Annotated in this window: 12 protein-coding genes; 10 read left to right on the top strand and 2 right to left on the bottom strand. The window is 67.7% G+C overall.

All coding sequences use genetic code 11. The annotated features are described in order from the left end of the window. Nucleotides 1-55: 55 nt before the first annotated feature. Entirely contained in the window at nt 56-529 is a 474-nt protein-coding gene (locus tag ASF72_RS11370; protein WP_050687561.1) for an Lrp/AsnC family transcriptional regulator, read from the bottom strand. A 194-nt stretch (nt 530-723) separates the two neighbouring features. Here ASF72_RS11370 and pdhA point away from each other — a divergent pair, with 194 nt between their 5' ends. Genes pdhA through ASF72_RS11355 form a run of 3 tightly spaced genes read left to right on the top strand, consistent with a single transcriptional unit; the run spans nt 724 to nt 4,420 of the window. Further along, on the top strand, nt 724-1,893 hold the full coding sequence (pdhA, locus tag ASF72_RS11365; RefSeq protein ID WP_056598966.1) for a pyruvate dehydrogenase (acetyl-transferring) E1 component subunit alpha: 1,170 nt from the start codon (nt 724-726) through the stop codon (nt 1,891-1,893). Further along, nucleotides 1,893-2,903 (top strand): alpha-ketoacid dehydrogenase subunit beta, encoded by a 1,011-nt coding sequence (locus tag ASF72_RS11360; RefSeq protein WP_056598963.1) that lies wholly within the window; start codon nt 1,893-1,895, stop codon nt 2,901-2,903. Before pdhA ends, ASF72_RS11360 begins: the two co-directional genes overlap by 1 nt. Continuing rightward, nucleotides 2,900-4,420 carry a dihydrolipoamide acetyltransferase family protein gene (locus tag ASF72_RS11355; protein ID WP_056598960.1) on the top strand — a complete coding sequence of 507 codons (1,521 nt, stop codon included), beginning with the start codon at nt 2,900-2,902 and terminating at the stop codon, nt 4,418-4,420. The genes ASF72_RS11360 and ASF72_RS11355 overlap by 4 nt, the downstream gene beginning before the upstream one ends. A 122-nt stretch (nt 4,421-4,542) precedes the next feature. On the opposite strand, the gene ASF72_RS11350 is transcribed toward ASF72_RS11355, so the two are convergent. Further along, nucleotides 4,543-5,199, bottom strand: coding sequence for an SACE_7040 family transcriptional regulator (locus ASF72_RS11350; protein WP_056598957.1), 657 nt, complete (start codon nt 5,197-5,199; stop codon nt 4,543-4,545). A gap of 167 nt (nt 5,200-5,366) precedes the next feature. On the opposite strand from ASF72_RS11350, the gene ASF72_RS11345 reads away from it, so the two are divergent. Genes ASF72_RS11345 through ASF72_RS11315 form a run of 7 tightly spaced genes read left to right on the top strand, consistent with a single transcriptional unit; the run spans nt 5,367 to nt 13,385 of the window. Further along, a complete protein-coding gene (locus tag ASF72_RS11345; protein WP_050687572.1) occupies nt 5,367-6,974 on the top strand; it encodes a carboxyl transferase domain-containing protein in 1,608 nt (535 codons plus the stop codon). 5 nt (nt 6,975-6,979) lie between these two features. Continuing rightward, nucleotides 6,980-9,169 (top strand): ATP-binding protein, encoded by a 2,190-nt coding sequence (locus ASF72_RS11340; RefSeq protein WP_056598954.1) that lies wholly within the window; start codon nt 6,980-6,982, stop codon nt 9,167-9,169. Beyond that, entirely contained in the window at nt 9,166-10,329 is a 1,164-nt protein-coding gene (locus ASF72_RS11335; RefSeq protein ID WP_056598952.1) for an acyl-CoA dehydrogenase family protein, read from the top strand. Before ASF72_RS11340 ends, ASF72_RS11335 begins: the two co-directional genes overlap by 4 nt. A 35-nt stretch (nt 10,330-10,364) precedes the next feature. Next, nucleotides 10,365-11,156, top strand: a complete 792-nt coding sequence (locus ASF72_RS11330; protein WP_050687579.1) for a CoA transferase subunit A — start codon at nt 10,365-10,367, stop codon at nt 11,154-11,156. 2 nt (nt 11,157-11,158) lie between these two features. Next, nucleotides 11,159-11,968: a CoA transferase subunit B gene (locus tag ASF72_RS11325; protein ID WP_050687581.1), complete on the top strand. Its 810-nt coding sequence runs from the start codon at nt 11,159-11,161 to the stop codon at nt 11,966-11,968. Then, nucleotides 11,965-12,552 (top strand): MaoC family dehydratase, encoded by a 588-nt coding sequence (locus ASF72_RS11320; RefSeq protein ID WP_050687583.1) that lies wholly within the window; start codon nt 11,965-11,967, stop codon nt 12,550-12,552. The genes ASF72_RS11325 and ASF72_RS11320 overlap by 4 nt, the downstream gene beginning before the upstream one ends. Continuing rightward, a complete protein-coding gene (locus tag ASF72_RS11315) occupies nt 12,549-13,385 on the top strand; it encodes an HpcH/HpaI aldolase/citrate lyase family protein (protein WP_056598949.1) in 837 nt (278 codons plus the stop codon). The genes ASF72_RS11320 and ASF72_RS11315 overlap by 4 nt, the downstream gene beginning before the upstream one ends. Nucleotides 13,386-13,391: the final 6 nt, after the last annotated feature.

Below are 13,391 nucleotides of genomic sequence, written 5' to 3'. Positions count from 1 at the left end.
CCCCCGCTGTCCCGGGCGTGGCCGGCGGGCGTGCGGCACAGAACGCGTGCCGGGGCTAGCCGGCCGCGGACCCACGGTCCAGCAGTGGCTGGACCCGGAACGGAATCAGTTCCCCCATGGCGAGGGCAGTGTCGGTCCGGTCCACGCCGTCACAGCCCAGGATCTTCCCGTTGATCCGGAACAGGTCCTCGGCGTCGAGCGCCACCACGCGCAACAGGAGGTCGGCGGAGCCGGTGAGCCCGTACCCTTCCAGGATTTCCGGGATGCCCGCAAGTTCGCCGGCCAGGCCGGCGAGTTTCTGCTGCTGCACATGCACCGAAATGAAGGCCATCAACGGATAGCCCAGCGCGGCAGGATTGATCCGCCGCTCAAACGACAGGAAGGCGTGCTTCTTCTCAAGCTGGGCCATCCGGGCCTGCACGGTGTTCCGGGACAGGCCAAGCTTCTGGGCCAGGGCCACCACGGTCCGGCGGGGATCCTGCGCCAGGGCGGATAAGAGGCGGGTGTCAGTGCCATCCAGAGCTTGCATAATGCGCAACGCTAGCACGGTGCAGATACTCCGGACAGGGCACTTTGCTCAATGATCCGTGCAGTGGTTGTACCTTGTGGTGGTTGTGAGTAGGGTCACAATATCCGGGGCAACGGCGCCCGGGCGGCCCGCGGTGGGCAGGGCCAAAAGCCCCGCAACCGCAGGTCAAACGACGTAAGAAGGTGCGGGCTATCGTGTCTACAGACGAAACGGGCCAGGGCGCGGCAGCAGCCCCGGAAATGGCGGAAACCAGCCCTGCGGTGGCACACCGCCTGATCCAGCTGATCACTCCCGCGGGGGAGCGGGTCAGCCATCCGGAATTCGACTTCTGGGTCAAGGATGTCAGCGACGAACAGCTCTGCTCCCTGTTCGAGGACATGACGGTCATCCGGCGCATCGACGTGGAGGCCACCGCCCTGCAGCGCCAGGGCGAACTCGCCCTTTGGCCGCCACTGCTGGGCCAGGAAGCGGCACAGATCGGTTCCGGCCGTTCGCTCCGCCAGGACGATTTTGTGTTTTCCAGCTACCGGGAAAACGGCGTGGCGTACTGCCGGGGCGTGGACCTCACGGACCTGGTCCGGGTGTGGCGGGGCAACGCTTCATCTGGCTGGAATCCCTACGCCATCAACATGGCCACGCCGCAGATCATCATCGGCGCCCAGACCCTCCACGCCACGGGGTATGCCATGGGCATCCAGTACGACGGCGCGGACGCCGTTTCCGTGGCGTACTTCGGTGACGGCGCCACCAGTGAGGGCGACGTTAATGAGGCAATGGTCTTCGCGGCGAGCTTCCAGGTGCCGGTTGTTTTCTTCTGCACCAACAACCACTGGGCCATTTCCGAACCGGTGCGGCTGCAGTCCCATATCCAGCTTGCCGACCGTGCTGCCGGCTTCGGCATCCCCAGCCTGCGGGTGGACGGGAACGACGTCCTGGCCGTTATGGCCGTCACCCGGCTCGCACTGGACCGGGCGCGGCGTGGCGGCGGCCCCACGTTCATCGAAGCCGTCAGCTACCGGATGGGTCCGCACACCACAGCCGATGACCCCACCCGGTACCGGGACGCCAACGAACTTGAAGACTGGGCGGCGAAGGATCCCATCAGCCGGGTGGCGGCGCTCCTGGAACGGAAGGGCCTGCTGACGGCGGACTTCCAGCAGCACGTCAGGGACCAGGCCGACGCCGTTGCCCACCGGATGCGTAAGGGCTGCACCACCATGCCGGACCCTGAGCCCATGGACGTTTTCCGGCATGTCTACAGCACTCCCAACTCGTGGCTGGACCGGCAGCAGGAGCATTACGCCCGATATCTGGCCTCCTTCGGGGAACCCGCCGGAGCCGCAACCCAGGAAGGTGCACGCTGATGACCCGCATGACCTTCGCCCGCGCCATCAACGCGGGCCTGCGCAAATCGCTGGAAAACGATCCCAAGGTGATCCTGATGGGGGAGGACATCGGCGCCCTCGGCGGCGTCTTCCGGATCACGGACGGCCTGCAGAAGGACTTCGGCACACACCGCGTGGTGGACACGCCGCTGGCGGAGTCAGCCATCCTCGGAACCGCGGTTGGCCTGGCCTACCGCGGCTACCGCCCCGTGGTGGAGATCCAGTTCGACGGCTTCATCTACCCCGCCTTCGACCAGATCGTCAGCCAGGTGGCCAAGCTCCACTACCGCACCCAGGGCGCCGTCAGGATGCCCATCACCATCAGGGTCCCGTTCGGCGGCGGCATCGGCTCCCCGGAACACCACTCCGAATCCCCGGAGGCTTACTTCACGCACACCTCCGGCCTGCGCGTGGTCAGCGTCTCCAACCCGCAGGACGCCTACACAGTGATCCAGCAGGCCATCTCCTGTGATGATCCCGTCCTCTACTTCGAACCGAAGCGCAGGTACCACGACAAGGGCGAGGTGGATGAAGGGGTTGACCCTGCCGCAGCGCTGCCCATGGGACAGGCCAGGGTCCTGACGCAAGGCACCGACGTGACCCTGGTGGCGTACGGGCCGCTGGTCAAAACCGCCCTGGACGCCGCCGCGGCGGCCGCGGACGAAGGGATCTCCCTGGAGGTCATTGACCTGCGCTCGCTGGCCCCTGTGGACTACGACACCGTGGTGGCCTCGGTCCGCAGGACCGGCCGCCTGGTGGTCACACACGAAGCAGGGCAATCCGGTGGCCTCGGCGCCGAAGTCGCAGCCAGCATCACCGAACGGTGCTTCAACCATCTGGAGGCGGCACCCGTCCGGATCACCGGCTTTGACATCCCCTACCCCTATTCCAAGCTGGAGATGCACCACCTGCCCGGCCTGGACCGCATCCTGGACGGCGTTGACCGTGCCCTGGGCCGGCCCAACTCCCTGAGCGGGCTGGAAGGATGAGCGCCACCATGATCAAGGAATTCCGGCTCCCGGACCTGGGCGAGGGCCTTACCGAATCAGAAATCCTCAGCTGGAAGGTGGCGGTGGGGGACACTGTCACCCTCAACCAGGTGATCGCCGAAGTCGAGACGGCAAAGGCCGTGGTGGAACTGCCGTCGCCGTTTGCGGGTGTCATCAGGGAACTGCATGAGCAGCCAGGCTCCGTGGTGGCGGTAGGGAACCCCATCGTTTCCTTTGAGGTGCCGGACGACGCCGCCCTCCCGCCGGCCGCTGCAGCCAAAGGTCCGGCCAACGGTGCAGCCGCAACCGAAGGCGCCGCTGGGACCGTCACCGCTGTGCCAGAAGAGGGCGCGACGGAAGATGCCGTGGCAGCAAGTGCCGCGCGCGGGCAGTCGGCAGTGGACGCTGTGCCGGCCCCGCCCAAGCGGGAGCCCAACCTCGTCGGGTACGGGGCCGTCGTCGAAAGCTCCGGCAGGCCGGCCCGGCGGCCCAGGATTTTCGCGCCCGCTGGTTCGAGCGCCGCCGATCCATCCCCGGTCACGCCGGGCCAAGCAGGTCCCGCCGCAGCCAAACCGGTGGAAAGCACCGTGGAGCGGCCGCGGTCCACCCCACCGGTCCGCAAGCTGGCCCGCGACCTCCAGGTGGACCTCGCGCAGGTTGCTGGCACCGGACCGCAGGGCCTGATCACCAGGGAAGACGTCCAGGCTTTTGTCCACGGTGCGCCCGGGGAGACGGGAACCCCCGCGGAGCATCGGGCGGCGGAGCAGCAGTCAGGTGAGCAGCCCGGGAAGCAGCCTGTGGTGCAGGGGGCCGGTGAACGTGAATTCCGCACGCCCATCAAGGGAGTGCGGAAATACACTGCAGCGGCCATGGTGGAAAGTGCCTTCACGGCCCCGCACGTCACGGAGTTCCTCACGGTCGATGTCACTCCCACCATGGAGCTGCTGGGCCGGCTGAAGGCAAGCAGGGAGTTCGGTGCACTCCGGCTGACGCCGCTCACACTCGCGGCGAAAGCGGTGCTCATCGCCCTGCGGCGCAACCCGTCACTGAATTCGCGCTGGGACGGTGCCGCCCAGGAGATCGTCACTTATAACTACGTGAACCTGGGGATAGCCGCCGCTACTCCAAGGGGCCTTACCGTTCCGAATATCAAGGACGCGGACCGGTTGTCCCTGGCTGGGCTCGCGGAAGCGCTGGCAGCACTGACCGACACGGCGAGGGCCGGCCGGACCGCGCCCGCCGAGCTGTCCGGTGGGACGCTCTCCATCACCAACATCGGTGTGTTCGGCATTGATGCCGGCACGCCCATCCTGAATCCCGGTGAGGCGGCGATCCTGGCGCTGGGGGCTGTCCGGACTGCGCCGTGGGAGTACCGCGGGGAAGTGGCCCTCCGGCAAGTCATCACGCTCAGCCTGTCCTTCGACCACCGTCTGGTGGACGGTGAGCAGGGCTCCCGTTTCCTTGCCGATGTCGGCGCCATCCTGGCCGAACCCGGCATGGCCCTCACCATGGTCTGAGGGCTTTGTCGGGCCGGGCCTGGTCGGGACCCCGGCCAGGCCTCGGCCGGGCTGATCAGCAACCCTGACCAGGAACCCTGATCAGTGGGCCTGACCAGCAAGCCGTGGTCAGCAAGCCGCGGTCAGGAAACAGGTTCCGGCGTCCCAACCGTGAGGGCAGCCACGGCCATGGCCTCTAGCAGCGGGCGGGCGGTCTTCGAAGCAACCCGCCGGCCTTGCCCGGATACGGAATGCGGCGTGGAGTTGATCAGGCCGAAGGTGGCCTGGGCACGCATGCGGAGCTCTGCAGGGTCAGTGCCCGGATGGAGCTGCACCAGGACATCCACCCACACCTCCACGTAGCTGCGCTGGAGCAGGCGCACCGCCGCCTGGTCGGGCCCGGCCAGGGCGCTGAAGTCACGGTCCTGCACCCGGATAACGTCCGGTTTGCCCAAGGCGAACTCCACCTGGAACGCCACCAGCCGGCGCACGGCGGTGAGGGGATCGGGGTGCCGGTCCACTACCTGTCGGCCGCCCGCCAGCAGGTCCTCGCTCACAGTCACCAGCAGCGCTGCCAGCACCGCCTGCTTGCCCGGAAAATGCCGGTACACAGCGGGTCCGCTGATGCCTGCCGCGGCGCCGAGGTCCTCCAGCGATACCCGGGTGAACCCGTCGCGGGCGAACAGGGAAGCGGCAGCGGCCAGCAGCGCCTGCCGGCGGTTCTCCTTGGCCTGGCTCCGCTGGGTGGTTCCTGCCGTGGTGGCGGCACCACCGGGCAGTGGACCGCTGTTCCCGCCCATGTGCGTGGTGTCATTGCTTGGCACTTTTCCTCCTTGGACCCGCAGATTCTAGCAAGGCAGCACCTGTGTTGGACATCACAGTTAATAGAGACTAACCTGAATTTCAGTTATTAGTCACTAACCGAGTTGGCTTTTGCCGGTCGGAAAACATGGGAATGGACGCGTCGATGGAGACCCTTGCCAGCCGCCTGCAACCAGGCAGCGAAGCGTTCACCGCCAACCGGGAGGCGCAGCTCCAACTGGTGGCTGAGCTGAAAGAACGGCTGCAGACCGCCGCCCTGGGTGGCCCGGAAAAGTCCCGCCAGCGCCATGTGGCCCGCGGCAAGCTGCTGCCCCGGGAACGCATCGACGGCCTCCTGGATGACGGCAGTCCCTTCCTGGAGATCGCCCCGCTGGCAGCGGACGGCATGTATGGTGGCGACGCGCCCGGCGCCGGGGTCATCGCGGGCATCGGAACGGTCCACGGCCGCCAGGTGCTGGTCATCTCCAACGACGCCACCGTCAAGGGCGGAACGTATTACCCGCTGACGGTCAAAAAACACCTCCGGGCCCAGGAAATCGCCTTCGAAAACAGGCTGCCCTGCATCTACCTCGTTGATTCGGGCGGGGCGTTCCTGCCCATGCAGGACGAGGTCTTCCCGGACCGGGACCACTTCGGCCGGATCTTCTACAACCAGGCCCGGCTGTCCGCAGCCAAAATCCCGCAGCTCGCTGCGGTGCTGGGCTCCTGCACCGCGGGCGGAGCCTACGTCCCGGCCATGAGCGATGAAACGGTCATCGTCCGCAACCAGGGCACTATTTTCCTGGGCGGTCCGCCGCTGGTGAAGGCCGCCATCGGCGAGGTGGTAACGGCAGAGGAACTGGGCGGCGGCGACGTGCACTCACGGATTTCCGGCGTCACCGACCACCTGGCGGACAACGACCGGCACGCCCTGCAGATCCTTCGGGACATCGTCGCCACCCTCCCGCAGCCGGCCGCACCGGCTTGGCAGGTGGAACCGCCCGTGCCGCCCGTGGTGGACGAGGACGAACTCTATGGAGCGGTCCCCACGGACGTGAACGCCGCCTACGACGTCCACGAAGTCATCGCCCGGCTGGTGGACGGCAGCACGTTCCACGAGTTCAAGCGGGAATATGGCACCACCCTGGTGACGGGCTTCGCCAGGCTGCATGGCCACCCGGTAGGCATCGTGGCCAACAATGGTGTCCTGTTCAGCGAGTCCTCGCTCAAGGGCGCCCATTTTATTGAACTCTGCGACCAACGCGGGATCCCGCTGGTCTTCCTGCAGAACATCTCCGGTTTTATGGTGGGCAAGGACGCCGAGCACGGCGGCATCGCCAGGAACGGCGCCAAGATGGTCACCGCGGTAGCCACGGCACGGGTGCCCAAGCTGACGGTGGTGATCGGCGGTTCTTTCGGAGCCGGAAACTACTCCATGTGCGGCCGGGCCTACTCGCCCCGGTTCCTCTGGATGTGGCCCGCGGCCCGGATTTCCGTGATGGGCGGCAACCAGGCGGCCAGCGTGCTGGCCACCGTCAAACGGGACCAGTATGAGGCCGCAGGGGAAGACTGGCCGGCGGCCGATGAGGAAGCCTTCAAAGCCCCCATCAAGGAGCAGTACGAGGATCAGGGCAGCCCGTATTACTCCACTGCCCGGCTGTGGGACGACGGCGTGATCGACCCTGCAGATACCCGCACCGTGCTGGGCCTCGCCCTCGACGTTGTCTCCCGAACCCCGTTGCCGGATACCTCTTTCGGCCTCTTCCGGATGTGAGCCCTATGACCACGCCAGCAACCACCCGCCCCGCCAAGGAAACGGGTGCCCTTTTCGGCACCGTCCTGGTGGCGAACCGCGGCGAAATCGCCTGCCGCGTCATCCGGACGCTCAAAACGCTGGGCATCCGCTCCGTCGCCGTCTACAGCGATGCCGACGCCGGCGCCCGGCACGTGCGCGAAGCCGACACCGCCGTCCGGATCGGCCCCGCCGCAGCGGCGGAGAGCTACCTGAACATTGACGCCGTTGTGGACGCCTGCCGCCGCACCGGCGCGGACGCCGTCCACCCGGGCTACGGCTTCCTGAGCGAAAACGCCGATTTCGCCCGCGCGCTGGCCAAGTCCGGCGTCGCCTTCATCGGGCCGGGGGTGGAAGCACTGAACATCATGGGGGACAAGATCCGGTCCAAGAACCACGTGGCCGGGTACGGCGTCCCCGTGGTCCCCGGTGTTGCCAGGCCGGGCATGACCGATCAGGACCTCCTTGACGCTGCGGCCGCCGTCGGCTTCCCCCTGCTTATCAAGCCGTCGGCCGGCGGGGGTGGTAAAGGAATGCATGCCGTGGAGTCCCCGGCAGAGCTGCCGGGGGTGCTGGCCACCGCCCGGCGCGTTGCAGCCAGCGCCTTCGGCGACGACACCCTCTTCCTGGAACGCCTGGTCGGTACGCCCCGCCACATCGAGGTCCAGGTCCTGGCGGACAACCACGGCAACGTGATCCACCTGGGCGAACGCGAATGCTCCCTCCAGCGCCGGCACCAGAAAGTCATCGAGGAAGCACCCTCACCCCTGCTCGAGGGACTCCCGGACGGGGCCGCCATCCGCGCCAGGCTCGGGGAGGCCGCCTGCAACGCCGCCCGCAGCGTGGCGTACAGCGGCGCCGGAACGGTGGAGTTCCTGGTCTCGGACGACGCCCCGGACCAGTTTTACTTCATGGAAATGAACACCCGCCTGCAGGTGGAGCACCCGGTCACCGAGATGGTCACCGGCATCGACCTGGTGGAGTGGCAGGTGCGGATCGCTGCCGGCGCACCGCTCACTGTCCGGCAGGCCGACGTCGTGCTGTCCGGCCACGCCGTGGAAGCGCGGGTCTACGCCGAAGTGCCGGCGAAGAACTTCCTGCCCGCCACCGGGACCGTCCATGTGCTGGCCGAGCACGCCCCGGGCCAGGGCGGCAACGTCCGCGTGGATTCCGCGCTGGTGCCGGGGCTGGAGCTCTCCGCCGACTACGATCCGATGCTGGCCAAGGTCATCGCCTGGGGCGACGACCGCCCGGCTGCCCTGGCAGCCCTGGAAGCGGCGCTCGCCGGTTACGTCGCGCTGGGCGTGGACACCAACGTGGAGTACCTGCGCCTGCTGCTCAACGACCCGGATGTCCAGGCCGGCCGCCTGGACACCGGGCTGATCGAGCGGAAGCTGCCGGAGCTCGCTTTCCGGGGGGTCACTGACAGCGAACTGGCGGCTGCGGCCCTCTATGCGCTGGGGACGGAGGAACAAGGCCCCGCCGGTCCTTGGCAACGCCGGGACAGCTGGCGGCTGGGCGGCAGGCCGCCACGCCACATCACGTTTGCGCTGCCGGACGGCGGTGCGGCCACCGTCACGGTGGCCGGGAACCCGCAGGCGGGTCCGGTGACAGTGACCGTCGACGGCGGCGCACCGCATCGTGCCGCGCTCCGTCCCGCCGGGCCGTACCAGGCAGAGGTGACGCTCGACGGCGTACCCACCCGATACAGCGTTGCCCCCGTTTTCCCCGGAAACGGAATGCCCCAACCCGGCCAGCCGGCGTCGGACGTTCCCCTGCAGGTTTTCCTGGGTAACGGCGGCTGGTCCTGCCGGCTGGAGGTCCTCACCCGGGAAGCCCGGCTGGAACGCCTCCGCGCAGCCATCCAGCGCGAGGAAGGCGCCACGGATCCGGAAGTGCGCTCGCCGATGCCCGGCACCGTGGTGTCCGTCCCTGTAGAAAACGGCGACACCGTGGACGCGGGGCAGGTGCTGCTGTCCGTGGAGGCCATGAAGATGGAGCACCAACTGGTGGCGCCCCTGGCGGGGATCGTGAAGCTGGCCGCACAACCCGGCGACCTGGTCAAAGCGGACCAGGTCCTGGCCACCATCCACCCGCACCCAGGCAGCGCATCCGCTCCTGACACCCCGGAAACACCATCCACCCCACATCCCACAGGAGAAGGAGCCCGGCCATGACCGGTTTTGAACTCACCGAGGAGTACCAGGACCTGAGCGACACGGTCCGGGACTTCGCCGACAACGTGGTGGCACCAGTGTCCGCCAAGCACGACGAAGAGCACAGCTTCCCGTACGGCGTGGTCAAGCAGATGGCGGAGATGGGCCTGTTCGGCCTGCCGTTCCCGGAGGAATTTGGCGGCATGGGCGGGGACTACTTTGCCCTGGCCCTCGCGCTGGAGCAGCTGGGCCGGGTGGACCAGTCAGTGGCCATCACCCTCGAAGCCGGCGTCTCCCTCGGCGCCATGCCCGTGTACCGGTTCGGAACGGACGCGCAGAAGCAGGAATGGCTGCCCATGCTGGCGTCCGGGGAGGCCCTGGCGGGCTTCGGGCTCACCGAACCCGAAGCCGGATCGGACGCGGGCGGCACCAAAACCCACGCCCACCGTGACGGCGGAAACTGGGTGATCAACGGCAACAAGGAGTTCATCACCAACTCCGGGACCGACATCACCAAACTGGTCACCGTCACGGCCGTGACCGGCGAAAGCGAGCGCGCTGACGGCAGCGTCCGGAAGGACATCTCCACCCTCCTGGTGCCCACCTCAACGCCGGGCTTCCGGGCAGAGAAGGCCTACAACAAGGTGGGTTGGAATGCCTCGGACACCCACCCACTGACGCTGAAGGACGTCCGCGTCCCGGAGGCCAACCTGCTGGGGGAGGAGGGCCGCGGCTATGCCAACTTCCTCTCCATCCTGGACGAGGGCCGGATCGCCATTGCAGCCCTGGCCACCGGCGCCGCCCAGGGGTGTGTTGACCTGTCCGTGAAATACGCCCGGGAGCGCAGCGCGTTCGGGCACACGATCGGTAAATACCAGGCCATCTCCTTCAAGATCGCCCGCATGGAAGCCCGGGCCCACACCGCCCGGCTGGCCTACTACGACGCCGCAGCCAGGATGCTCGCGGGCAAGCCGTTCAAGACGCAGGCGGCCATCGCTAAGATGGTCGCAGGCGAGGCGGCCATGGACAACGCGCGGGATGCCACCCAGGTATTCGGCGGCTATGGCTTCATCAACGAGTTCACCGTGGCACGCCATTACCGCGACTCCAAGATCCTGGAAGTGGGGGAGGGCACCACCGAAGTCCAGCTGATGCTCATCGCCCGCGAACTGGGACTGTAGTCCCCCCGCAGGCGCCGGTCTGAAAGGATCCCCCGATGATTGACAAAGTAGTCGCCAGCGCCGATGAGGCAGTCGCGGACATCCCCCACGGCGCCTCCCTGGCAGTGGGCGGGTTTGGGCTCTGCGGCATCCCGGTCGCGTTGATCGACGCCCTGCACCGGGCCGGAACCTCAGACCTGGAAACGGTCAGCAACAACTGCGGTGTGGACAGCTGGGGCCTGGGGCTGCTGCTCCGTGACGGCCGGATCCGGCGCACCATCAGCTCCTACGTTGGTGAAAACAAGGAATTTGCCCGCCAGTACCTCGCCGGCGAACTCGAAGTGGTCCTCACACCGCAGGGAACACTCGCGGAGAAGCTGCGGGCCGGCGGCGCCGGGATCCCTGCGTTCTACACCAAGGCGGGGGTGGGCACCCAGGTGTCCGACGGCGGCCTGCCGCAGAAATACGACTCCGCCGGCGGGATCGCGGTGGCCTCCGCAGCCAAGGAAGTCCGCTCCTTCGGCGGCGTCGACTACGTCCTGGAGGAATCGCTGACGCCGGACTTTGGCCTGGTCCACGCCTGGAAGGGAGACCGGCACGGCAACCTGGTGTTCCACGCAGCCGCGATGAACTTCAACCCGCTGTGCGCCATGGCCGGCCGCATCACCATCGCCGAGGTCGAAGAGCTGGTTGAACCGGGTGACCTGGACCCCGAACACGTCCATGTACCCGGGATCTTCGTCCAGCGTGTGGTCCTGGCGCCGGACGGCGAGAAACGGATCGAGAAGCGGACAGTGGCCCTGGCTGCCACCCCGGCACCCGGCAGCAGCGCGCAGGCAGGAGCATAACCATGGCGGACCCCAACAGCATTGACGCGCCCCGGCCCGAGGCCATCCGGCCCGGTTACCGGCGGGCAACCCACCAGGGCGGCCCGGGTTCAGGGGCAGCCGGCGGCCAAGGGGCGGCCGCCGGGGAACCAGGGCAACAGGGCGCCGCCAAGGGCTGGAGCCGGAACGAGCTCGCTGCCCGGGTGGCCCGGGAGCTGCGCAACGGGCAGTACGTGAACCTGGGGATCGGCATGCCCACCCTGATTCCCAACTACATTCCGGTTGGCGTCGAAGTGGTCCTCCACTCCGAAAACGGCATCCTGGGGGTGGGCCCGTACCCGGCCGAGGACGCGGTGGACCCGGACCTGATCAACGCCGGCAAGGAGACCGTCACCGTCAACAGGGGAGCGGCGTTCTTCGACTCCGCAGCCTCCTTCGGCATGATCCGGGGTGGCCATGTGGACGTCGCCGTCCTCGGCGCCATGGAAGTCGCCGCCAACGGCGACCTGGCCAACTGGATGATCCCCGGCCGGATGGTCAAAGGCATGGGCGGCGCCATGGACCTGGTGTTTGGCGCCAAAAAAGTGATTGTGATGATGGAGCACGTGGACCGCAGCGGTAACCCCAAAATCGTCCAGGAGTGCTCGCTGCCGCTCACCGGCAAGGGCTGCGTGGACCGGATCATCACCGACCTCGCCGTGATTGACGTGGTCCGTGATCCTTCCGGGTCCCGGCTGGTACTCCGCGAACTGGCACCGGACGTCTCGCTGGCCGACGTGGCAGCGGCCACCGGCGCCGAACTTTTCGAGGAAGACCAGGAACTGACGGTATGAGCACCGGAACCAGCGGCACGCACCGGCCCCCGGAAGGCCAGCAGGAGCGGCGCGTCATTGAACAGCGGGGCCTCTACTTCGACGAACTCGAAGAAGGCGTGCTGTACGCCCACCGGCCGGGCCGCACCGTCACCGAGGCGGACAACGTCCTGTTCACCACCCTCACCATGAACACCCAGGCCCTGCACCTCGATGCCGCCTGGAGCGCCGGCCAGCCCTTCGGCCAGCGGCTGGTCAACTCCATGTTCACGTTGGCAACGGTGGTGGGCCAATCCGTCACGCAGCTGACCCAGGGCACCATCGTGGCCCAGCTGGGCCTCACGGACGTCTCCTTCCCGCACCCGCTGTACCACGGCGACACGCTCTACACGGAGACGGTCATCACGGGGAAGCGCCTGTCCGGTTCGCGGCCGGGGCAGGGCATCGCCACCATGGCGCACACCGGCCGCAACCAGGACGGTACCGTGGTGGCCCTGGCCACCCGCAGTTGCCTGATGTGGACCCGGGAGGCGCACGCCGGCCAGCAGGGCAACGCCCGGGAAGCCACCACAGCGGCTGGCGGACAAGGCACAATACCGGTATGACTTTTTTGATGGGACCCGCCCTGCTCTTCTGCCCTGCGGACCGGCCGGAGCGGTACCAGAAGGCTGCTGACCGAGCGGACGCCGTCATCCTGGACCTCGAGGATGCCGTGGCCCCGGCGGAGAAACAGCGTGCCCGCGGCGCTATCCTGGCCCAGCTCGGAGCCGGGGAGGGCCCGGAGCTGGACCCGAGCAGGACCATCGTCCGCATCAACCCCGCCGGCACGGAAGAGTTCGCCAAGGACCTGCACTGCCTGGCCCACACGCCGTACCGGACAGTCATGCTGGCCAAGGCGGAAAGCGCCGCGCAGCTCGAGGCCCTTGAGGGCTACCAGGTCATCGCCCTGTGTGAAACGGCACTGGGGATCCTTAATGCACCGGCCATCGCGGCGGCCCCCAACGTTGTGGCACTGATGTGGGGTGCCGAGGACCTGCTGGCGACCTTGGGCGGCACCTCCAGCAGGATGGCCGACGGCGGCTACCGTGCTGTGGCACTGCACGCGCGTTCAGCCGTGCTGCTGGCCGCCCGGGCCTTCGGCAAGGAGACAGTGGATTCCGTCTACGTGGACATTCCGGACGTGGCTGGGCTGGCAGTGGAATCAGCGGACGCCGTGGCATCCGGGTTCGGGTCCAAAGCCTGTATCCATCCGGCACAGGTGGCTGCCGTCCGGGCAGCCTACGCCCCATCGGCGGCGGATATCGAAGCGGCGCAGGCCCTGCTGTCGGCTGCGGCGGCGGCCAACTCCGGCGTCTTCGCGTTTGAAGGAAAAATGATCGACGGGCCCATCCTCAAACATGCCGAGGCCACCCTGCGCCGCGCCGCCCAAAACGGCTGATGCAGT

The organism is Arthrobacter sp. Leaf141, from assembly GCF_001424565.1.
Taxonomy (GTDB): Bacteria; Actinomycetota; Actinomycetes; order Actinomycetales; family Micrococcaceae; genus Arthrobacter.
Note: the sequence above shows the minus strand (reverse complement) of the source record. Positions and strands in the feature narration are given on the sequence as shown.

What these genes read in the sequence shown, in the direction of transcription:
- ASF72_RS11360 (WP_056598963.1), top strand. Translation starts at nt 1,893, where the DNA reads ATGACCCGCATGACCTTCGCCCGCGCCATCAACGCGGGCCTGCGCAAA.
- ASF72_RS11370 (WP_050687561.1), bottom strand. Translation starts at nt 529, where the DNA reads ATGCAAGCTCTGGATGGCACTGACACCCGCCTCTTATCCGCCCTGGCG.
- ASF72_RS11345 (WP_050687572.1), top strand. Translation starts at nt 5,367, where the DNA reads ATGGAGACCCTTGCCAGCCGCCTGCAACCAGGCAGCGAAGCGTTCACC.
- ASF72_RS11325 (WP_050687581.1), top strand. Translation starts at nt 11,159, where the DNA reads ATGGCGGACCCCAACAGCATTGACGCGCCCCGGCCCGAGGCCATCCGG.
- ASF72_RS11335 (WP_056598952.1), top strand. Translation starts at nt 9,166, where the DNA reads ATGACCGGTTTTGAACTCACCGAGGAGTACCAGGACCTGAGCGACACG.
- ASF72_RS11350 (WP_056598957.1), bottom strand. Translation starts at nt 5,199, where the DNA reads ATGGGCGGGAACAGCGGTCCACTGCCCGGTGGTGCCGCCACCACGGCA.
- ASF72_RS11330 (WP_050687579.1), top strand. Translation starts at nt 10,365, where the DNA reads ATGATTGACAAAGTAGTCGCCAGCGCCGATGAGGCAGTCGCGGACATC.
- ASF72_RS11320 (WP_050687583.1), top strand. Translation starts at nt 11,965, where the DNA reads ATGAGCACCGGAACCAGCGGCACGCACCGGCCCCCGGAAGGCCAGCAG.
- ASF72_RS11355 (WP_056598960.1), top strand. Translation starts at nt 2,900, where the DNA reads ATGAGCGCCACCATGATCAAGGAATTCCGGCTCCCGGACCTGGGCGAG.
- ASF72_RS11340 (WP_056598954.1), top strand. Translation starts at nt 6,980, where the DNA reads ATGACCACGCCAGCAACCACCCGCCCCGCCAAGGAAACGGGTGCCCTT.
- ASF72_RS11315 (WP_056598949.1), top strand. Translation starts at nt 12,549, where the DNA reads ATGACTTTTTTGATGGGACCCGCCCTGCTCTTCTGCCCTGCGGACCGG.